The 19,729-nt window shown below is 71.4% G+C and carries 15 protein-coding genes and 1 riboswitch; of the genes, 5 read left to right on the plus strand and 10 right to left on the minus strand.

Annotation, left to right across the window (positions count from 1 at the left end; genetic code table 11):
- The first annotated feature begins 295 nt into the window (after nucleotides 1–295).
- Nucleotides 296–577: an HPr family phosphocarrier protein gene (locus ACZ7HT_RS27980; protein ID WP_024754966.1), complete on the plus strand. Its 282-nt coding sequence runs from the start codon at nucleotides 296–298 to the stop codon at nucleotides 575–577.
- 358 nt (nucleotides 578–935) lie between these two features.
- Here ACZ7HT_RS27980 and ACZ7HT_RS27985 read toward each other — a convergent pair whose 3' ends face one another.
- The 4 genes from ACZ7HT_RS27985 to ACZ7HT_RS28000 form a co-directional block, all read right to left on the minus strand.
- On the minus strand, nucleotides 936–1,619 hold the full coding sequence (locus ACZ7HT_RS27985; RefSeq protein ID WP_471171001.1) for a GntR family transcriptional regulator: 684 nt from the start codon (nucleotides 1,617–1,619) through the stop codon (nucleotides 936–938).
- A gap of 191 nt (nucleotides 1,620–1,810) precedes the next feature.
- The gene (locus ACZ7HT_RS27990; RefSeq protein ID WP_471171003.1) at nucleotides 1,811–2,581 is read right to left on the minus strand and encodes a M23 family metallopeptidase; all 771 of its coding nucleotides are present in this window, start codon (nucleotides 2,579–2,581) and stop codon (nucleotides 1,811–1,813) included.
- A 12-nt stretch (nucleotides 2,582–2,593) separates the two neighbouring features.
- Nucleotides 2,594–2,757: riboswitch (cyclic di-AMP (ydaO/yuaA leader) on the minus strand.
- Between the two features lie 198 nt (nucleotides 2,758–2,955).
- Entirely contained in the window at nucleotides 2,956–4,323 is a 1,368-nt protein-coding gene (locus tag ACZ7HT_RS27995) for a M16 family metallopeptidase (protein ID WP_471171163.1), read from the minus strand.
- Nucleotides 4,324–4,349: 26 nt separating this feature from the next.
- A complete protein-coding gene (locus ACZ7HT_RS28000) occupies nucleotides 4,350–5,705 on the minus strand; it encodes a M16 family metallopeptidase (RefSeq protein WP_471171005.1) in 1,356 nt (451 codons plus the stop codon).
- Between the two features lie 181 nt (nucleotides 5,706–5,886).
- On the opposite strand from ACZ7HT_RS28000, the gene ACZ7HT_RS28005 reads away from it, so the two are divergent.
- On the plus strand, nucleotides 5,887–8,343 hold the full coding sequence (locus ACZ7HT_RS28005; protein WP_471171007.1) for a DNA gyrase/topoisomerase IV subunit A: 2,457 nt from the start codon (nucleotides 5,887–5,889) through the stop codon (nucleotides 8,341–8,343).
- On the opposite strand, the gene ACZ7HT_RS28010 is transcribed toward ACZ7HT_RS28005, so the two are convergent.
- Nucleotides 8,340–9,428 (minus strand): CobW family GTP-binding protein, encoded by a 1,089-nt coding sequence (locus ACZ7HT_RS28010; RefSeq protein WP_471171009.1) that lies wholly within the window; start codon nucleotides 9,426–9,428, stop codon nucleotides 8,340–8,342. The two genes, ACZ7HT_RS28005 and ACZ7HT_RS28010, sit on opposite strands and share 4 nt — an antisense overlap.
- A gap of 110 nt (nucleotides 9,429–9,538) precedes the next feature.
- Between ACZ7HT_RS28010 and ACZ7HT_RS28015 the strand changes: the two genes are divergently transcribed.
- Both ACZ7HT_RS28015 and ACZ7HT_RS28020 read left to right on the plus strand, forming a co-directional pair.
- Entirely contained in the window at nucleotides 9,539–11,233 is a 1,695-nt protein-coding gene (locus ACZ7HT_RS28015; protein ID WP_471171011.1) for a sensor histidine kinase, read from the plus strand.
- A complete protein-coding gene (locus tag ACZ7HT_RS28020; protein ID WP_471171013.1) occupies nucleotides 11,230–11,919 on the plus strand; it encodes a DUF7342 family protein in 690 nt (229 codons plus the stop codon). The genes ACZ7HT_RS28015 and ACZ7HT_RS28020 overlap by 4 nt, the downstream gene beginning before the upstream one ends.
- A gap of 129 nt (nucleotides 11,920–12,048) precedes the next feature.
- Here the strand turns inward: ACZ7HT_RS28020 and ACZ7HT_RS28025 are convergent, their stop codons facing one another.
- From ACZ7HT_RS28025 to ACZ7HT_RS28035, 3 genes are all read right to left on the minus strand, one after another.
- Nucleotides 12,049–13,641: a solute symporter family protein gene (locus tag ACZ7HT_RS28025; protein ID WP_471171015.1), complete on the minus strand. Its 1,593-nt coding sequence runs from the start codon at nucleotides 13,639–13,641 to the stop codon at nucleotides 12,049–12,051.
- The gene (locus ACZ7HT_RS28030) at nucleotides 13,638–14,081 is read right to left on the minus strand and encodes a DUF485 domain-containing protein (protein ID WP_471171164.1); all 444 of its coding nucleotides are present in this window, start codon (nucleotides 14,079–14,081) and stop codon (nucleotides 13,638–13,640) included. The genes ACZ7HT_RS28025 and ACZ7HT_RS28030 overlap by 4 nt, the downstream gene beginning before the upstream one ends.
- Before the next feature lie 243 nt (nucleotides 14,082–14,324).
- Complete coding sequence (locus ACZ7HT_RS28035; RefSeq protein WP_471171016.1) at nucleotides 14,325–16,442, minus strand: DNA gyrase/topoisomerase IV subunit B; 2,118 nt, start codon at nucleotides 16,440–16,442, stop codon at nucleotides 14,325–14,327.
- 432 nt (nucleotides 16,443–16,874) lie between these two features.
- On the opposite strand from ACZ7HT_RS28035, the gene ACZ7HT_RS28040 reads away from it, so the two are divergent.
- The gene (locus ACZ7HT_RS28040) at nucleotides 16,875–17,108 is read left to right on the plus strand and encodes a DUF7455 domain-containing protein (protein WP_030687247.1); all 234 of its coding nucleotides are present in this window, start codon (nucleotides 16,875–16,877) and stop codon (nucleotides 17,106–17,108) included.
- 100 nt (nucleotides 17,109–17,208) lie between these two features.
- Here the strand turns inward: ACZ7HT_RS28040 and ACZ7HT_RS28045 are convergent, their stop codons facing one another.
- A complete protein-coding gene (locus tag ACZ7HT_RS28045; RefSeq protein ID WP_471171018.1) occupies nucleotides 17,209–18,027 on the minus strand; it encodes a S1 family serine peptidase in 819 nt (272 codons plus the stop codon).
- Between the two features lie 142 nt (nucleotides 18,028–18,169).
- Complete coding sequence (locus tag ACZ7HT_RS28050) at nucleotides 18,170–19,717, minus strand: RNA polymerase sigma factor (RefSeq protein ID WP_471171020.1); 1,548 nt, start codon at nucleotides 19,715–19,717, stop codon at nucleotides 18,170–18,172.
- Nucleotides 19,718–19,729 lie beyond the last annotated feature (12 nt).

The following is a 19,729-nucleotide window of genomic DNA, read 5'->3' on the forward strand; positions in this document are numbered from 1 at the left end:
TTGGGGGGGTGTGTGGGGCTTTTTTCTCCTCCTTCCTACCTTTTCTCGTGCGTTTTTTGGGTGCCCGCGTGGTTGTTTTTCTCTCTCCCCCCCCCCCCCCCCCCCCCCCCCCCCCCCCCCCTACGACCGCGACACGACTGCGGCACCGGTCGCGTGGCCGGTGTGCGGGCCGCAAGGTGTTGCAAGGTAGGGAGGCCGAAGGGCGGTCCGGTCCGGGCCGAAGGTCGGCGTGAGCACCGCGCAACCCGTGAGAGACTGGTCTAGACAACCCGCTTGAGACTTGAAGGGCAACACCATGGCTGAGCGCCGCGTCAACGTCGGCTGGGCCGAGGGCCTGCACGCCCGCCCCGCGTCCATCTTCGTCCGTGCCGCCACGGCTTCCGGCGTGCCGGTGACGATCGCCAAGTCCGACGGCACCCCCGTGAACGCCGCCTCCATGCTCGCGGTGCTCGGCCTGGGCGCTCAGGGCGGCGAGGAGATCGTTCTCGCCTCGGAGGCCGACGGCGCCGAGGTCGCGCTCGACCGCCTGGCGAAGCTGGTCGCCGAGGGCCTGGACGAGCTGCCCGAGACCGTCTGACCCGGGTCCCCCGTACGACGTATGGCCGTGGGGGGGGGGGGGGGGGGGGGGGGGGGGGGGGGGGGGTGGTTGGGGGGGGGGGGGGGGGGGGGGGGGGGGGGGGCGGGGGGGGGGGAGGGGGGGGGGGGGGGGGGGGGGGGGGGGGGGGGGGGGGGGGGGACGTAAGTACCCCCCCCCCCCCCCCCCCCCCCCCCCCCCCCCCCCCCCCCCCCCGCCCCCCCCCCACCCCCCCCCCCCCCCCCCCCCCCCCCCCCCCCCCCACGGCCATACGCATTTCCCCGGTCACGATTTCGGGCAGCACGGAAAACCCGGCGCGAATTCCGGGCCGGATGCCTTTTCTTTGTATACGGTGCGGGTGTTAATTCCGGGCACTCGCCGTGTTGACGGCGTGTTGCGAAACCCTCACACGGCCCGGCTCCAGCCTTTTGAGCCGGTGTAGCGGCAGTGAGCGTTCCGCGTGGAGCGCAGTCAGCGCCCGCGCCCGCTCGGCGTCCCCGCGCGCCACGGCGTCCACGATCGCGCCGTGCTCGGCCCAGGCCTCCACCGGCTGGGCGGGCTGCTCCACGACGTACGTCCAGGCGATCTTGTGCCGCAACTGGGTGAGCAGCGCCGTCAGGGCGGGGCTCCCTGAGGCCTGCGCGAGCGTCTCGTGGAACCAGCCGCCGAGCGAGCGCAGGTCCTCGCCCTGATCGCGCCTGGCCCGCTCCTGCCCCAGCCTGACCAGGCCGCGCAGCACCTTGAGGTGCGCCTCGGTGCGCCGCTGCGCGGCCCGGGCGGCGCCCAGCGGTTCGAGCAGCGCCCGCATGTCGAGCAGGTCGGCGGCCTCCTGCTCGGTCGGCTCGGCGACGTGGGCGCCCGCGTGGCGGCGGGAGACGACGAAGCCCTCGGACTCCAGGGTGCGCAGCGCCTCGCGGACCGGGACCCGGGAGACCCCGTACCGGCGGGCTAGCTGCTCCTCGGTCAGCCGACCGCCCCGCTCGTACACGCCGGAGACGATGTCGTCCCGGATCGCCGTGCATACCGAGTGCGCGGGAATGCGCATGTCCGACCTCCGCCTTGGTGCGCGCGAGACAATTCGAGTGGCGCCTGTTCTGCGCCGATCTTCGACTCTATTGCAGCCCGCCGGAATTTCCGATGCCCCGGCGGAATCCATGGAAGTCTTTTGGACAGCGAAAAGCCCCGGCTCAGTACGAGCCGGGGCTTTTGCGACGCGGTACGCGATGGCGGTACGGGTCAGACGTTCACGCCGCGGGCGCGGAGGTACGCGATCGGGTTGATGTCCGAGCCGTACTCGGGGCTGGTGCGCGCCTCGAAGTGGAGGTGCGGGCCGGTCGAGTTGCCGGAGGAGCCCGAGACGCCTATCTGCTGGCCCGGCTCGACGGTCTGGCCGACGTAGACGCCGATGGAGGAGAGGTGCCCGTACTGCGTGTACGTGCCGTCGTTCATCCGGATCACGATGTTGTTGCCGTACGCGCCGCCCCAGCCGGCCTCGACGACGGTGCCGGAGCCGACGGAGACGACCCGGGTGCCGTAGGCGGCGTGGAAGTCGATGCCGGAGTGACTGCCGGAGGACCAGAGCGAGCCGCTGCTCTTGTAGCCGGTGGAGACGTACGAGCCGGCGACGGGGGCCTGGAAGGAGGCGAGGCGGCGGCGCTCGGCCTCGCGGGCGGCGCGCTCGCGCTCCACCCGGATCTCCTTGGCGCGGGCCTCGGCCTTGCGCTTCGCCTCGGCCCTGGCCTTCTCCTTGGCGATGGCCTCGACGGCCTCCTGCTCCTGGGCGGTGGCCTGGGCGTTGATCGGGTCGACGAGGGAGTCCTCGGTGATCACCTGGGTGAGGCCGGTGTCCTCGACGGAGCGGTCGTCCGTGTCGGCGGCGAGTGCCGGGGAGGCGAGGGTTCCGATGACGCCGGTGGTGGCGAGCGTCGCGACGCCGGCGATGCCCACGCTGCGGCGCGCCATCCGGCTCGGACCACGATGCTTCCCGGTGGCACGGGTGAACGCCATGTAGAGGCTGATCCTTTCCTTCCTTCTCGCCTACCGGGTTAGCTGACGGGTTCGGAGCAGGAAGGTCTCCTACGAGCCCCTCCGCACGAGACGAAGGCGCCCGATTCACCCCAGGGACGATGTGGGTCCCCGGCTCCCCAGGCTCGCGCCTGACGGGGACTCGGCGATGACTGTCCGATGCCGCGGTTGCGGCACGTGCACTGACGAACAGCCGCACCGACGCTATGCGGATCGTCTTTCAATCACCAACCGGACACGTCTTTTGTAAGACATACCACAGGGCAAACAATCACCTTGATCGCAATACGGACAAAGCGGAGGACCCCGACGAACTATGCCGTCGGGGCCCTCCCGTTGTCGTCTCAGGACCGGAATCAGCCCGTCACGACGGTCACTTCACCGATGCCGAGCGCGCGCACCGGCTCCGCGATCTGCGCCGCGTCGCCGACGAGCACGGTGACGAGCCGGTCCACCGGGAAGGCGCTGACCACGGCGGCCGTCGCCTCGACGGTGCCGGTCTCGGCAAGCCGCGCGTACAACTGGGCCTGGTAGTCGTCCGCGAGGTGCTGCTCCACCTGGTCGGCGAGCGTCCCGGCGACGGAGGCCGCCGTCTCGTACTTGAGGGGCGCCACCCCCACCAGGTTCTGCACGGCCGTCTCCCGCTCGGCGTCGGTGAGGCCCTCGGCGGCGAGCGTGCGGAGCACCTTCCACAGGTCGTCGAGCGCCGGACCCGTGTTGGGGGTGTCGATCGATCCGCTGATGGCGAGCATCGACGCGCCGTTCCCCTCGGCGTCCGAGCGGAGGACCTGGCCGAAGGCCCGCACGCCGTACGTGTAGCCCTTCTCCTCGCGCAGGACCCGGTCCAGACGCGAGGTCAGGGTGCCGCCGAGGCAGTACGTGCCGAGGACCTGGGCCGGCCACACGCCGTCGTGGCGGTCGGGGCCGACCCGGCCGATCAGCAGCTGCGTCTGAACGGCGCCGGGACGGTCCACGATGACGACCCGTCCGGTGTCGTCGGCGGTGATCGGCGGCATCGGGAGCGGCTCGGCCGGCTCGCCCTCCCAGGCGCCCAGCGTCTCGGCGAGGACCTTGTCGAGGTCGACGCCGGTCAGGTCGCCGACGACCACGGCGGTGGCCGTGGAGGGCCGGACGTACGCCTCGAAGAAGGCGCGGACGGCGGCGGCGTCGATCGCGGCGACCGTCTCCTCCGTGCCCTGGCGCGGCCGGGACATCCGGGACTCGGCCGGGAACAGCTCCTTGGAGAGCTGCTTCGCGGCGCGGCGCCCCGGGTTGGCCGTCTCGTGCGGGATCTCGTCGAGACGGTTGCGCACCAGGCGCTCGACCTCGGTGTCCAGGAACGCCGGGGCGATGAGGGCCTCGGAGAGCAGCCCGAGCGCCTTGGGCAGCCGGGAGACCGGGACCTCCAGGGAGACCCGTACGCCCGGGTGGTCGGCGTGCGCGTCGAGCGTGGCGCCGCAGCGCTCAAGCTCGGCCGCGAACTCCTCGGCGCTGTGCTGGTCGGTGCCCTCGGAGAGCGCGCGGGCCATGATGGTCGCGACACCGTCGAGACCGGCGGGCTCGGCGTCCAGCGGGGCCGGCAGGAAGAGCTCCACGGCGACGACCTGCTGGCCGGGGCGGTGGCTGGTGAGCACGGTCAGGCCGTTGTCCAGCGTGCCGCGGTCCGGGGCCGGGAAGGCCCACGGCTTCGCGGTGCCCGGCTGGGGCTGCGGGTGGAAGTCCATGCTCGTCAAAGACGCGGCGGCGTCGGTCACTGGTCCGCTCCCTCTTCGTCATCGCCGTCGGCGTGGTCGCTCTGCTCGGTCGCCAGGGGCTCGTAGACGAGCACCGCGCGGTTGTCGGGGCGCAGCTTGGCCGCGGCGGCCTCGCGCACCTCGTCGGCGGTGATGTCCAGGACGCGGTCGACGGCGGTCAGGGCGAGCTGCGGGTCGCCGAACAGCACGGCGAACCGGCACAGTTCGTCGGCGCGGCCCGCGACGGTGCCGAGCCGGTCCAGCCACTCGCGCTCCAACTGGGCCTGGGCGCGCTCCATCTCCTCGGGCGTGGGGCCCTCGGCGGCGAACCGGGCGAGCTCATCGTCGACGGCGGCCTCGATCTGCGGGACCTCGACGCCTCCGGAGGTCTTGACGTCCAGCCAGCCGAGCGAGGGCGCCCCGGCGAGCCGCAGCAGGCCGAAGCCGGCGGCGACGGCCGTACGGTCGCGGCGGACCAGGCGGTTGTGCAGGCGGGAGGACTCCCCGCCGCCCAGGACCGTCAGGGCCAGGTCGGCGGCGTCGCACGCGCGCGTGCCGTCGTGCGGCAGGCGGTAGGCGGCCATCAGCGCACGGGCCGGGACCTCCTCCTCGACGACCTCGCGCAGCTGCTCGCCGATGACCTCGGGCAGATCGCCGGGGCGCGGCTCGGGCTTGCCGTCGTGGGCGGGGATGGAGCCGAAGTACTTCTCGACCCAGGCGAGCGTCCGCACCGGGTCGATGTCGCCGACGACGGACAGCACCGCGTTGTTCGGGGCGTAGTACGTGCGGAAGAAGTTCCGCGCGTCCTCCAGGGTGGCCGCGTCCAGGTCGGCCATCGAGCCGATCGGCGTGTGGTGGTACGGGTGGCCCTCCGGGTAGGCGAGGGCGGTCAGCCGCTCGAAGGCCGTGCCGTACGGCACGTTGTCGTAGCGCTGGCGGCGCTCGTTCTTGACGACGTCCCGCTGGTTCTCCATGGACTCGTCGTCCAGGGCGGCGAGCAGCGAGCCCATGCGGTCGGCCTCCAGCCAGAGCGCGAGCTCCAGCTGGTGCGCGGGCATGGTCTCGAAGTAGTTGGTGCGCTCGAAGCTCGTCGTGCCGTTGAGCGAGCCGCCGGCGCCCTGCACCAGCTCGAAGTGGCCGTTGCCGTGCACCTGCTTCGAGCCCTGGAACATCAGGTGCTCGAAGAGGTGGGCGAGGCCCGTGCGGCCCTTGACCTCGTGGCGCGAGCCGACGTCGTACCAGAGGCAGACCGCGGCGACCGGGGTCAGGTGGTCCTCGGAGAGCACCACGCGCAGGCCGTTCGCCAACCGGTGCTCGGTCGCTGTCAGGCCGCCGGAGCCGGCCTCGGCCGTGGCCGTGTGACCCATGGGCATGTACGTCCCTTCGATCGCGATGTGAAAAAGTCCTGCCACTGTATGCAAGCGCGCCGACACCTGGCGAAGTTCCCGGGGCTTCGTGATGTCCCTCTTCCGGGTCGCGGTCGGCGTTGTCGGTGGCACGGTCCACAATGGTCCGCGTCAGATCAACCTTGTTGGTGAAGGAGCCGCAGCCGCGATGGCCCGCCGCAGCACGAAGACACCGCCGCCGGACGACGCGTTCGAGGAGCGAATCCTCGACATCGACGTCGTCGACGAGATGCAGGGCTCCTTCCTCGAGTACGCGTACTCGGTGATCTACTCGCGCGCGCTCCCCGACGCCCGCGACGGCATGAAGCCCGTCCAGCGCCGCATCGTGTTCCAGATGGGCGAGATGGGGCTCCGCCCCGAGCGCGGCTTCGTCAAGTGCGCCCGTGTCGTCGGCGAGGTGATGGGCAAGCTCCACCCGCACGGCGACGCGTCGATCTACGACGCGATGGTCCGCATGGCCCAGCCCTTCTCCATGCGCCTCCCGCTCGTCGACGGCCACGGCAACTTCGGCTCCCTGGGCAACGACGACCCGCCGGCCGCCATGCGGTACACCGAGTCGCGGATGGCCCCGGCCGCGCTGCTCATGACCGAGTCCATCGACGAGGACACGGTCGACTTCGCGCCGAACTACGACGGCCAGGAGCGGGAGCCGGTCGCGCTCCCCGCCGCCTACCCGAACCTGCTGGTCAACGGCGCGTCCGGAATCGCGGTCGGCATGGCGACGAACATGCCCCCGCACAACCTCGGCGAGGTCATCGCGGCCGCCCGCCACCTGATCCGCTACCCCAACGCCGACCTCGAGGCGCTGATGCGCTTCGTGCCAGGACCCGACCTGCCGACCGGCGGCCGGATCGTCGGCCTCTCCGGCATCAAGGACGCGTACGCGTCGGGCCGCGGCTCCTTCAAGATCCGCGCCACCGCGACCGTCGAGACCGTCACGGCGCGCCGCAAGGGCATCATCGTGACCGAGCTGCCCTTCACGGTCGGCCCCGAGAAGGTCGTCTCCAAGATCAAGGACCTGGTCGGCTCCAAGAAGCTCCAGGGCATCGCGGACGTCAAGGACCTCACCGACCGCAGCCACGGCCTCCGCCTGGTCATCGAGATCAAGAACGGCTTCGTGCCCGAGGCGGTCCTGGAGCAGCTCTACAAGCTGACGCCGATGGAGGAGTCCTTCGGCATCAACAACGTGGCGCTGGTCGACGGACAGCCGCTCACCCTCGGCCTCAAGGAGCTCCTGGAGGTCTACCTCGACCACCGCTTCGAGGTGGTCCGGCGCCGCTCCGAGTTCCGCCGCACCAAGAAGCGCGACCGGCTCCACCTGGTCGAAGGCCTCCTCGTCGCGCTCCTCGACATCGACGAGGTCATCCGGCTCATCCGGGAGAGCGAGAACTCCGCCCAGGCCAAGGAGCGCCTGATGGAGCGCTTCTCGCTGAGCGAGATCCAGACGCAGTACATCCTGGACACCCCGCTGCGCCGCCTCACCAAGTTCGACCGCCTGGAACTGGAGAGCGAGCGCGACCGCCTCAACGGCGAGATCGACGAGCTGACCGGGATCCTCGACTCCGACGCGGAGCTGCGCAAGCTGGTCTCCGCGGAGCTGGCCGCGGTCGCCAAGAAGTTCGCCACGGACCGGCGGACGGTCCTCCTGGAGTCGGCGGGCGCGCCCGTCGCCGCCGTGTCCCTGGAGGTCGCGGACGACCCGTGCCGGGTGCTGCTCTCCTCGACGGGCCTGCTGGCCCGCACGGTGACCGAGCACCTCCCGCCGGTGACGGACGGCAGGCGGGCCAAGCACGACGTGATCGTCTCGACGGTCGCCGCGACCCAGCGCGGTGACGTCGGCGCGGTGACCTCGGCCGGCCGGCTGCTGCGGATCGCGGTGATCGACCTGCCGCAGCTGCCGGACACCGCGAGCGCCCCGAACCTCGCGGGCGGCGCGCCGCTGTCGGAGTTCCTCTCCCTGGAGGCGGACGAGACGGTGGTCTGCCTGACCACCCTGGAGGAGTCCTCGCAGGGCCTCGCCCTCGGCACGCTGCAGGGCGTGGTGAAGCGCGTGGTGCCGGACTATCCGGCGAACAAGGAGGAGCTGGAGGTCATCACCCTCAAGGACGGTGACCGGATCGTCGGCGCGACGGAGCTGCGGACGGGCGAGGAGGACCTCGTCTTCATCACCTCCGACGCGCAGCTGCTCCGCTACCAGGCCTCGCAGGTGCGGCCCCAGGGCCGTCCGGCGGGCGGCATGGCGGGCATCAAGCTCACCGCGGGCGCCGAGGTCATCTCGTTCACGGCCGTCGACCCGGCGTCGGGCGCCGTCGTCTTCACCGTGGCGGGCTCCACCGGCACCCTGGACTCCTCGGCGGGCACGTCGGCGAAGCTGACCCCGTTCGACCAGTACCCACGCAAGGGCCGCGCGACCGGCGGCGTCCGCTGCCAGCGCTTCCTGAAGGGCGAGGACGTCCTGACCCTGGCCTGGGCGGGCACCACCCCGGCCCGCGCCGCCCAGAAGAACGGCACCCCGGTGGACCTCCCGGAGCCGGACCCCCGCCGCGACGGCTCGGGCACCCCCCTCCCGAAGCCGATCGACGTGCTGGCGGGCCCGGCGAGCTAGGTCCTGTCCGACCCTGATGCGCCGGACAGGGCCTGGGCCTCGTCCGGATCTTCCTCGGACCGCTGTACGTACCGCAGGACGCCCCACATGCCGTGTTCGTCGGGGGTGTCCTGCGGGCCGTTCAGTGCGCAGGCGGCGAGTTCCTTGCGCAGGGCGGCCGCGTCGGTGCCGGAGCCGATCAGGACGAGCTGGGTGAGGCGTTCCTCGCCGGCGGGCCAGGGCTCGGGGTAGAAGCGCAGGAAACGGCCGACCGCGTGCACGGCGTAGCGGTTGGCCGGGTCGGCGGGGCCGAGGTCGACGAAGCCCTTGATCCGGTAGAGGCCCTCGGGGCGCGAGTCGAGGAAGGCCATCAGGCGGCGCGGGTGCAGCGGCGTCGGGGACGTCACCGAGAGGCTCTCGTAGGCCGCGTGCGGATGGGCGCGGTCGCCGTCCTCGGAGCCGTACAGGATGTCCTCGATCGACATCTGGCCCTCGATCTCGCCCTCCGGGACGACCCGGTCGAAGAGCAGCTCCGGATCGACGCGCCCGTGGGAGGCCTCGACCACGGCGGCGCGCCCTGCGAGCGCGGCGACCGTCTCCCGTACGCTCCGCAGCTCCTCCTCCGCCACCCGGTCCGCCTTGTTGACGACGACGAGGTCGGCGAGGGCGAGGTGCCGGTCGGTCCCGGGGTGCCGCTGCCGGGTGGCCTCGAACTCGGCCGCGTCGACGACCTGGACGAGTCCCCCGTACACGACCCGCTCGTTCTCGCTGGCGAGCACCATGCGGACCAGCTCCTCCGGCTCCGCGAGCCCGCTCGCCTCGATCACGATCACGTCGAGCCGGGACTCGGGCCGGGTGAGGACCTCCAGGTACGCGTCGAGCTCCCCGGCGTCGACGGCACAGCACAGGCAGCCGTTGCCGAGGGAGACGGTGGACCCGACCTGGCCGGCGACGGTCATCGCGTCGATGCCGATGTCACCGAAGTCGTTGACCATGACTCCGATACGGGTGCCCCGGGCGCTGCGCAGCAGATGGTTGAGGAGCGTGGTCTTCCCTGCCCCGAGAAACCCGGCCAGGACGACGACGGGGATCTGCTGCGTGGTCAAGGGACGTGCCTCCGGTTCCTTCGGGTCCCACGGCCGTGGGAGACCCCAGAATAGGCGCCCGTTCCGTCACCATTTCCGGTCCCGGGGCGCGGCCGCTTACCGTTTCCGGCATGAGCCCCGCACAGACCAGCCCGCCGCGCGCCCGCGCGCGCCGCCGGCGGTTCGGGTGGCCGCAGCGGGTGTTCTCGCAGGTCCTGCTGATGCAGCTGGCCATCGCGACCGGTGTGACCGTCCTCGCCACCGGCCTCTTCCTCGCCCCGCTGAGCGCCCAGCTCGACGACCAGGCCATGCGGCAGGCCCTGGCCATCGCCGGGACCACCGCGTCGCCCCGGCTCGCCGCGGACCTCACCGGCAGCCGACCGTCCGCGCGGGGCCCGGTCCAGACGGAGGCGGAGCGGATCAGGACCTCCACGGGCGCCGAGTACGTCGTGGTCATGGACACGCGCGGGGTGCGCTGGTCGCACACCGACCCCGCGCAGATCGGCAGGCGCGTCTCCACCGACCCGAGCGCCGTCCTCGCCGGGCACGAGGTCATGGAGATCGACAGCGGCACCCTGGGCCGCTCGGCGCGCGGCAAGGTGCCGCTGCGGGACGCCGACGGGCGGATCGTCGGCGCGGTCTCCGTCGGCATCGAGTACGACAGCGTCCGCGACCGGCTCCTCGCCGCCATCCCCGGCCTCCTGGCCTACGCGGGCGGCGCGCTCGCGGCCGGGGCGCTCGCCGCCTACCTGATCTCGCGGCGGCTTCAGCGACAGACCCACGACCTGGCCTTCTCCGACATCTCCGCGCTGCTCGCCGAACGCGAGGCCATGCTGCACGGCATCCGCGAGGGCGTCGTGGCCCTCGACCGCAACGGCTCCGTCCGCCTCATGAACGACGAGGCGCAGCGGCTCCTCGGCCTCGGCCCCGAGGCGGCGGGCCGGCCGCTCGACGAGGTCCTCGGCGGGGGCCGTACCGCCGACGTCCTCGCGGGCCGGGTCACCGGCGAGGACCTGCTCACCGTCCGGGGACACCGGGTCCTGATCGCCAACCGGATGCCCACGCACGACGGCGGCGCCGTGGCGACCCTCCGCGACCGCACCGAACTGGAACGCCTCGGACGCGAGCTCGACTCCACCCGGGGCCTGATCGACGCGCTCCGCGCCCAGGACCACGAGCACGCGAACCGGCTGCACACCCTCCTCGGCCTCCTGGAGCTGGAGATGCACGAGGAGGCGGTCGAGTTCGTCACGGAGGTCGTCGGCGTGCACCGGGCCACCGCCGAGCAGGTCACGGAGAAGGTCCACGACCCGCTCCTCGCCGCGCTCCTGGTCGGGAAGGCGACCGTCGCCGCCGAGCGGGGCGTCTCGCTGCGGCTCGCACCCGACTCCCTGCTGCCGGACCGGCTCGTCGACCCGCGCGAGCTGGTCACCGTGGTCGGCAATCTGGTCGACAACGCCCTGGACGCCGTCGCCGGCACCCCCGGCGCCCGCGTCGAGGTCTCCTTCCGCGCCGAGGGCCGTACGGTGGTGCTGCGGGTCACGGACGGCGGCCCGGGCGTCCCCGAGGACCGCCGCGAGCTGATCTTCACCGAGGGCTGGACGACGAAGGAGCTGCCGTCCCACGGGAAGCGCGGGCTCGGCCTCGCCCTGGTGCGCCGGCTCGCCGAGCGCCGGGGCGGCACCGCCGGGGTGACCGACGGTCCCGAGGGCGGCGCGGTGTTCACGGTCGTCCTGCCGGACGCCCTGACCGAGCCGGGGCCGACAGAGCCGGGCCCCACCGCGCCCGAACAGAATGCGCACCGCTCTGAGGAGGCGTCGCGATGATCGACGTGCTCGTGGTGGACGACGACGTGCTGGTCGCGCGGATCAACGCCGCCTATGTCGCCAAGGTGCCCGGCTTCCGGGTGGTCGCCACCGCCCACTCGACCGCCGAGGCACTCGCCGCCCTGGACGGACGGCCCGTCGACCTGATCCTCCTGGACCACTACCTGCCCGACGAGAACGGACTCGCGGCCGTACGGGAGCTCCGCGCGCGTGGCCACCAGTGCGACGTGATCATGGTGACGGCGGCCCGTGACGTGGCCACCGTGCAGTCGGCGATGCGGCACGGCGCGCTCCAGTACCTCGTCAAGCCGTTCAACTTCGCCGGGCTCCGCGCCAAGCTGGAGGCCTACGCCACGCTCCGCCGCACCCTGGAGAGCGGCGGCGAGGCGGAGCAGGCCGAGGTGGACCGGATCTTCGGGGTCCTGTCGGCGGGCGCCGTCACCCCCGACCTGCCCAAGGGCCACTCCCCCACCACCGCCGAGGTGGTCCGGCAGGTACTGCTCGCGGCCGACGGGCCGCTGTCCGCGCAGGAGATCGCCGAGCGGGCCGGCGTCAGCCGCCAGACCGCGCAGCGCTACCTCAAACTCCTGGAACGCACCGGACGGGTACGCCTCTCCCTCCGGTACGGGGAGACGGGCCGCCCCGAGCACCGGTACGCCTGGACGAGCTCACCGACCGGCGGCTGAGGGCCGCACGTCGCGGGGGCCCCACCTGCCAGGAGGGCCTGACGGGTGGGGCCCCCGCGACGGGACGGTCAGACGGGTGGGGCCCCGCCGCGGGAGCGGCAAGCACGGTCAGGCCCCGCGACGGGACGGTCAGACGGCGCCCGCGCCTGTCAGGGAGCGCACCTCGGTCTCCGCGTGCCGGGCCTCGTCGGGCGGCTCGGGCGAGGTGACCGTACCGATCCATCCGGTCAGGAAGCCGAGCGGAATGGAGACCACCCCCGGGTTCTGCAACGGGAAGAGGTGGAAGTCGACGCCCGGGAACAGCGACTCCGGGCTGCCGGAGACGACCGGGGAGACCAGCACGAGCAGCACCGCGGGGATCAGGCCGCCGTACACCGACCAGACCGCGCCCCGGGTGGTGAACTTCCGCCAGAACAGCGAGTAGAGCAGCACCGGCAGATTGGCGGAGGCCGCGACCGCGAAGGCGAGGCCGACGAGGAAGGCCACGTTGAGGTCGCGGGCGAGCAGCCCGAGGCCGATGGCGGCGGCGCCGATCCCGGCCGCGGCGACCCTGGCCACGGCCACCTCGCTGTACTGCTTCGCGTGCGGGCGGCGCAGCGAGCTGTACAGGTCGTGGGCGACGGAGGCCGAGGAGGCCAGCGTGATCCCGGCGACGACGGCGAGGATGGTCGCGAAGGCGACGGCGGCGACGACCGCGAACAGCACCGTGCCGCCGGTGGAGCCGGCGCCGCCGCCGAGGTCGAGGGCGAGCAGCGGTACGGCCGTGTTCCCTGAGGCGTTGGACGCACGGACCTCGTCGGGGCCGATCAGCGCCGCCGCGCCGAAGCCGAGCACGATGGTCATCAGGTAGAAGCTGCCGATGAGCCCGATGGACCAGACGACGGAGCGGCGGGCGGCCCGGGCGGTCGGCACGGTGTAGAAGCGCGACAGGATGTGCGGCAGTCCTGCCGTGCCCAGGACGAGGGCGAGGCCGAGGCTGATGAAGTCGAGGCGGGCCGTCCAGTCCCCGCCGTAACGCAGCCCGGGCGCGAGGAAGCCCAGGCCGTGCCCGCTGCGCTCGGCCGCGCTGGAGAGCAGGCTGTTCACGTCGCCGTGGAACCGGAGCAGGACGAGGACGGTGAGTGCGATCGTGCCCGCCATGAGCAGGACCGCCTTGACGATCTGGATCCAGGTGGTGGCCCGCATCCCGCCCAGCGACACGTAGATCACCATCAGCGCGCCCACGCCGATCACCGTCCACGCGCGCGCCGCCTCGCTGGAACCGCCGAGCAGCAGCGCCACCAGGCTCCCGGCCCCCACCATCTGCGCCACGAGGTACAGCACGGAGACGGCCACCGAGGACGTTCCGGCGGCGATCCGCACCGGCCGCTCCGTCATCCGCGCGGCGACGACGTCGGCCAGCGTGAACCGGCCGCAGTTGCGCACCAGTTCGGCGACCAGCAGCAGCACGACCAGCCAGGCGACGAGGAAGCCGACGGAGTACAGCATGCCGTCGTAGCCGTAGAGCGCGATCAGCCCGGAGATGCCGAGGAAGGAGGCCGCGGACATGTAGTCCCCGGCGATGGCGAAGCCGTTCTCCATGGGCGAGAACAGTCGCCCTCCGGCATAGAACTCCTCCGCCGAACCGTGGCGGTGGCGGCTCACCCAGGTGGTGATCGCCAGGGTCACGGCGACGAAGACGCTGAACAGGACGAGCGCCAGCGTCTGGTGGCTTCCGGTCACGACTGCACCATCCCCCGGGTCATCTCCTGCGTGTCCCACCGCAGCTCCAGCGCGGCCCGGTCCCTGCGCAGCCGCGCGTGCCGCGCGTACGCCCAGGTCAGCAGGAAGGTGGTGAGGAACTGCCCGAGCCCCGCGACCATCGCCACGTTCACCGCTCCGGCCACCGGCCACGCCATCAGCCCGGGTGCGGCGGTCGCCGCGACCACGTAGGCGAGGTACCAGAGGAGGAACGCCAGGGTGGCCGGGAAGACGAACCGACGGTAGCGGCGGCGGACTTCCTGGAAGGCGGGGCTCCGCTGGACTTCCAGATAGATCTCCGCCGCACTGTGGACCCGCTGCCGCGGCACCGCGTCGGGGCGGCCGCCGCCGGGCGTCCCGGCCGGCGTTTCCCCGCTCCAGCCGGAAGCCGTCGCCTCGTACCAGGGATCGTCGACCGCCATCGCCGAGGCGTCGCGCCCCTCTTGCCTGTCCACCTGCTCCACCGACCAACTCTCCTTGTCAGCGAACCGTTTCGGCCGCGTGCACAAGGATGGACAGAGCGGGAAGATCCCGGACTCTTCTCCCCCTTCACTTCACCCCATCAGGTGACTCTTCTCCGGGGCGCCCTGACCAGACCGTGCTGATATGCGTACCGCACGGCCCGGGGTTCCTCAGGTCGTGCGGTACGCATAGCCTGGGGTTCCTCAGGCGTCGATGCGCGAGCGGTCGAGGGTCGCCGCCGAGCCGGTGATGAACTCCTTGCGGGGCGCCACGTCGTTGCCCATGAGGAGGTCGAAGACCTGCTCCGCCGCGTCGAGGTCGCCGATGTTGATCCGGCGCAGGGTGCGGTGACGCGGATCCATCGTGGTCTCCGCGAGCTGGTCGGCGTCCATCTCGCCGAGACCCTTGTAGCGCTGGATGGCGTCCTTGTAGCGGACCCCCTTGCGCTGGAACTCCAGGAGGGTCTGCCGCAGCTCGTTGTCCGAGTACGTGTAGACGTACTTGTCCTGGCCCTTCCTGGGCTGGACGAGCTCGATCCGGTGCAGCGGCGGCACCGCGGCGAAGACCCGGCCGGCCTCGACCATGGGCCGCATGTACCGCTGGAAGAGCGTCAGCAGCAGGCAGCGGATGTGGGCCCCGTCGACATCGGCGTCGACGAGAAGGACGATCTTCCCGTAGCGCGCGGCGTCGATGTCGAAGGTGCGGCCCGAACCCGCTCCTATGACCTGGATGATCGCGCCGCACTCGGCGTTCTTCAGCATGTCCGAGACGGACGACTTCTGGACGTTGAGGATCTTGCCGCGGATCGGCAGCAGCGCCTGGAACTCGCTGTTCCGGGCGAGCTTGGCCGTGCCGAGGGCCGAGTCTCCCTCGACGATGAAGAGCTCGCTGCGCTCCACGTCGTCGCTGCGGCAGTCGGCGAGCTTGGCCGGCAGCGAGGAGGACTCGAGCGCGGTCTTCCTGCGCTGGGCGTCCTTGTGCTGGCGGGCCGCGATCCGGGTCCGCGCCGCGGCGACGGCCTTTTCGAGCACCGCGCGCGCCTGCGCCTTGGCGTCCCGCTTGGTGGAGGTGAGGAAGGTCTTGAGCTCCTTGGCCACCACGTTCGCCACGATCCGGCGGGCGGCGGAGGTGCCGAGGACCTCCTTGGTCTGCCCCTCGAACTGCGGCTCGGCGAGGCGGACCGTCACGACGGCCGTGAGCCCCTCCAGGGCGTCGTCCTTGACGATGTCGTCCTCGGCGACGCGCAGCATCTTGGCCGAGCGCAGCACCTCGTTCACCGTCTTGGTGATGGCCTGCTCGAAGCCGGAGACGTGGGTGCCGCCCTTGGGCGTGGCGATGATGTTGACGAAGGACTTCACCGTGGTGTCGTAGCCGGTGCCCCAGCGCAGGGCGACGTCGACGGCGAGCTCACGGGTGACCTCGGTCGGGGTCATGTGGCCGCGCTCGTCGAGGACCGGGACGGTCTCCTTGAAGGTGCCCTGCCCGGTGAGGCGCTGAATGTCGCAGACGGCCTTGTCCTGCGCGAGGTACTCGCAGAACTCGCTGATGCCTCCGTCGAAGCGGAAGGTCTCCTCGCTCTTGCCGACGCCGGCCAGGTCCCGCTCGTCGCGGACGACGATGGTGAGGCCCGGGACGAGGAAGGCGGTCTGCCGGGCGCGCTGGTGGAGCGTCTCCAGGGAGAGCTTGGCGTCCTTGAGGAAGATCTGCCGGTCCGCCCAGTAGCGGATGCGCGTACCGGTGCGGGTCTTCGGGACGCGCTTGCCCTTGACGAGGCCGTTGGCCGGGTCGAAGGGGCTGTCGGGGCCCTGCTCGGTGAAGATGCCGGGGACACCGCGGCGGAAGGAGATCGAGTGGGTCGCGCTGTTCCGGTCGACCTCGACGTCGAGGCGGGCCGACAGGGCGTTCACCACGGAGGCGCCGACGCCGTGCAGACCGCCCGAGGCCGCGTACGACCCGCCGCCGAACTTTCCGCCGGCGTGCAGCTTGGTCATGACGACCTCGACGCCGGAGAGGCCGGTCTTCGGCTCGACGTCGACCGGGATGCCCCGGCCGTTGTCCTGGACCTCGACCGAGCCGTCGTCGTGGAGGATGACCTCGATGTGGTCGCAGTAGCCGCCGAGGGCCTCGTCGACCGAGTTGTCGATGATCTCCCAGATGCAGTGCATCAGGCCGCGGCTGTCGGTGGACCCGATGTACATACCGGGGCGCTTGCGGACCGCTTCGAGCCCTTCGAGTACGAGCAGGTGCCGCGCGGTGTAGTTGGAACCGTCACGGTCTGCGGTCAGCAGCGCACTGGACGGCACGGACGTTTCGGCGGTCACGCGGTTCGCTCCTCGCTGAATTTGAAATCTGGCCCGGTGGGGTAAGGCCCTGCGTCGGTCACCGCACAGAGGGTACCGATGCCTGGTAGAGCCGTTGTCACGCCACCCACCCCGATTCCTCATGCTAGTCCAGGGTCGTATGGATGTTCGATCCCTCGATGGGGTGACGTGAACGTCACGTTCCCTTCCAGGCATGAACCATTTAGGCTCCGGGCACGTCCTCATGAACAACCGGCAACCACGCCGGGAGGGCTAACCGACACAAGCAACGCGAAATCCGTAGAGCGACGCAATACGGCTCATTCGCCGCCAACCGGCAGCAGACAGCCGCCTCGGAAGAAGTTTCAAGGAAAAGCCGCGAGCGGGAACGTTTTCGGCCTGGTTGGATGTTGACCCTGGTACGACAGCTCGTCGAGCTAGAGAAGAGGCGACGTGACTACTGTTCTGACCCCCGCGAGCCCCCTGACGGCCGCTGACCGTTGCGACCGCTGCGGCGCCCAGGCATACCTGCGCGTCGTTCTGACCAGCGGAGGTGACTTGCTCTTCTGCGCCCACCACGGACGTAAGTTCGAGCCGGAACTCAAGAAGATCGCCGTTGAGATACAGGATGAGACGGACCGGCTGACGGACGTGCCGGCCCGGACGATGGGCGAGGACCACGCCTGACGCCATCCACGACGAGCCCAGGGCCGGTCGCTGACCGGACGACGGGCGGTCACTCGCGCGCTCGCGCGGGCGACCGCCCGTTCTCGTATGCGGCGGCGTCTCAGAAGCGTGCGGGAAGCACCGCGGAGACGCGCGTGTAGACGCCAGGGTTCTCGGCCTGCCCGCAGCCGCTGCCCCAGGACACCAGACCGACGAGGAGCCCCCTGGCCACCAGCGGGCCTCCGCTGTCGCCCTGGCACGCGTCCTTCCCGCCCTGCGGGTCTCCCGCGCACAGCATCGTCCCGCTCTGGTAGCGGACGCCGAAACCGCCCGGGTACGCCCGCTCGCACGCCGTGTCCGGCAGCACCTGGACGCGCGCCGTCCGCAGCGCGGAGGCGTAGGTCCCGTTGCCGGTCGTGTCACCCCAGCCGTAGACGTCCGCCTCCGTCCCGGGCGCGTACGCCGCGTCCCCGGACCGCGCGACGCCGATCACGTACGACTGCGGCAGCGCGGTCACCAGCGTCAGCACGGCCACGTCGCCCGAGTTGGTCGTCGGGTCGTAGTCGGGGTTGATCCAGGTGTCGGAGATCCGGACCTCCTGCCCCTCCGGTCCGCGCAGCGCCGCGCGGCCCGCGATCACCACGAAGTCGCGCAGCTCCCAGGGCTCCCCGCCGAGCACCTCGCGGCCCAGGCAGTGGGCCGCCGTGAGCACCTTGGTCGGCGCGACGACCACACCCCCGCAGAACTGCCCCGCGCGCGTACCCCCGAACCGGTCACGGCTGGACAGCGCCACGACCCACGGCGCGTCCGTGATCTGGGTCGCCCGCCCGCCCACCACGACGCTGTCGGCGGCCACGGGACCGGCGGTGACGAGCTGTCCCGCCGCCGCGGCGATCAGGCCCAGAGCACCCGTCAATGCTCGGGTGAGGGAACCACGCATGGAGCCTCCTGACTCTCGGGTGATGTCGGTTCACCCAGCGTCCAGCACGCGTCCGGACCCCGCACCCGCGCAAAACCGGAGGGCCCGGCTCCCCTCTCGGGGAACCGGGCCCTTCCGTGTGCCGGTGCGTACCTCGTACGGATCAGTCGAGGTAGTCGCGCAGGACCTGCGAGCGCGACGGGTGGCGCAGCTTCGACATCGTCTTCGACTCGATCTGGCGGATCCGCTCTCGCGTCACGCCGTAGACCTTGCCGATCTCGTCCAGCGTCTTCGGCTGGCCGTCGGTGAGACCGAAGCGCATGGAGACGACGCCCGCCTCACGCTCGGAGAGCGTGTCGAGAACGGAGTGCAGCTGCTCCTGGAGGAGCGTGAAGCTGACCGCGTCGGCCGGCACGACCGCCTCGGAGTCCTCGATGAGGTCACCGAACTCGCTGTCGCCGTCCTCGCCCAGCGGGGTGTGGAGGGAGATCGGCTCACGGCCGTACTTCTGGACCTCGATGACCTTCTCGGGGGTCATGTCGAGTTCCTTGGCCAGCTCCTCCGGGGTGGGCTCACGGCCCAGGTCCTGGAGCATCTGGCGCTGCACGCGCGCGAGCTTGTTGATGACCTCGACCATGTGCACCGGGATACGGATGGTGCGGGCCTGGTCGGCCATGGCGCGGGTGATCGCCTGACGGATCCACCAGGTGGCGTACGTGGAGAACTTGTAGCCCTTGGTGTAGTCGAACTTCTCGACGGCGCGGATCAGACCCAGGTTGCCTTCCTGGATCAGGTCCAGGAAGAGCATGCCGCGGCCGGTGTAGCGCTTGGCCAGCGAGACCACCAGACGGAGGTTGGCCTCCAGGAGGTGGTTCTTGGCCCGGCGGCCGTCCTCGGCGATGATCTCCAGCTCGCGCTTGAGCTTCGGGGCGAGCTTGTCCGAGTTCGCGAGCTTGTCCTCGGCGAACAGACCGGCCTCGATGCGCTTGGCGAGCTCGACCTCCTGCTCGGCGTTGAGCAGCGGGACCTTGCCGATCTGCTTGAGGTAGTCCTTGACCGGGTCGGCGGTGGCACCGGCGACGGCGACCTGCTGCGCCGGAGCGTCGTCCTCGTCCTCGTCGGACAGGACGAAGCCCTTGCTCTCGCCCTCGGTCTCCTCGTCCTCGCCCTTGCCGGGCGCGACGTCCTCGAGGAGCTCCTCGCCCTCGACGAGCTCGTCGGCGTCCTTCTTGGACGTGGTCTTCTTCGCCGCCGTCTTCTTGGCGACGGTCTTCTTGGCCACCGCCTTCTTGGCGACGGTCTTCTTCGCGGCCGCCTTCTTGGCGGCCGATCCGGCGTCGTCGGCCGGGTCGGTGCCCTCGGCCGCGGAGGCCGTGGAAGCCGAGACGGTGGTCTTCGTCACGGTCGTCCTGGCGGTGACGGTCTTGGTGGCGGTGCGCTTGGCCGGGCTCTTCGCTGCGACGCTCTTGCGGGCGCGCTTCGGCGACTCCGCTGCACTGACCATCAGCGTCACACCCTCTTCCTCGAGGATCTGATTGAGGCTGCGCAGAACATTCTTCCACTGGGTTGGCGGAATCTGGTCAGCTTCGAAGGCCCGACGCACGTCATCGCCGGCGATCTGCCCATCAGCCTTTCCCCGCTCGATGAGCGCCATCACAGACTCGGACTCGGCGATCTCCGGCGGGAGCGTACGGGATGTGCTGGCCGACACGAACAACCTCTC

Source organism: Streptomyces sp. NPDC037410, assembly GCF_055602235.1.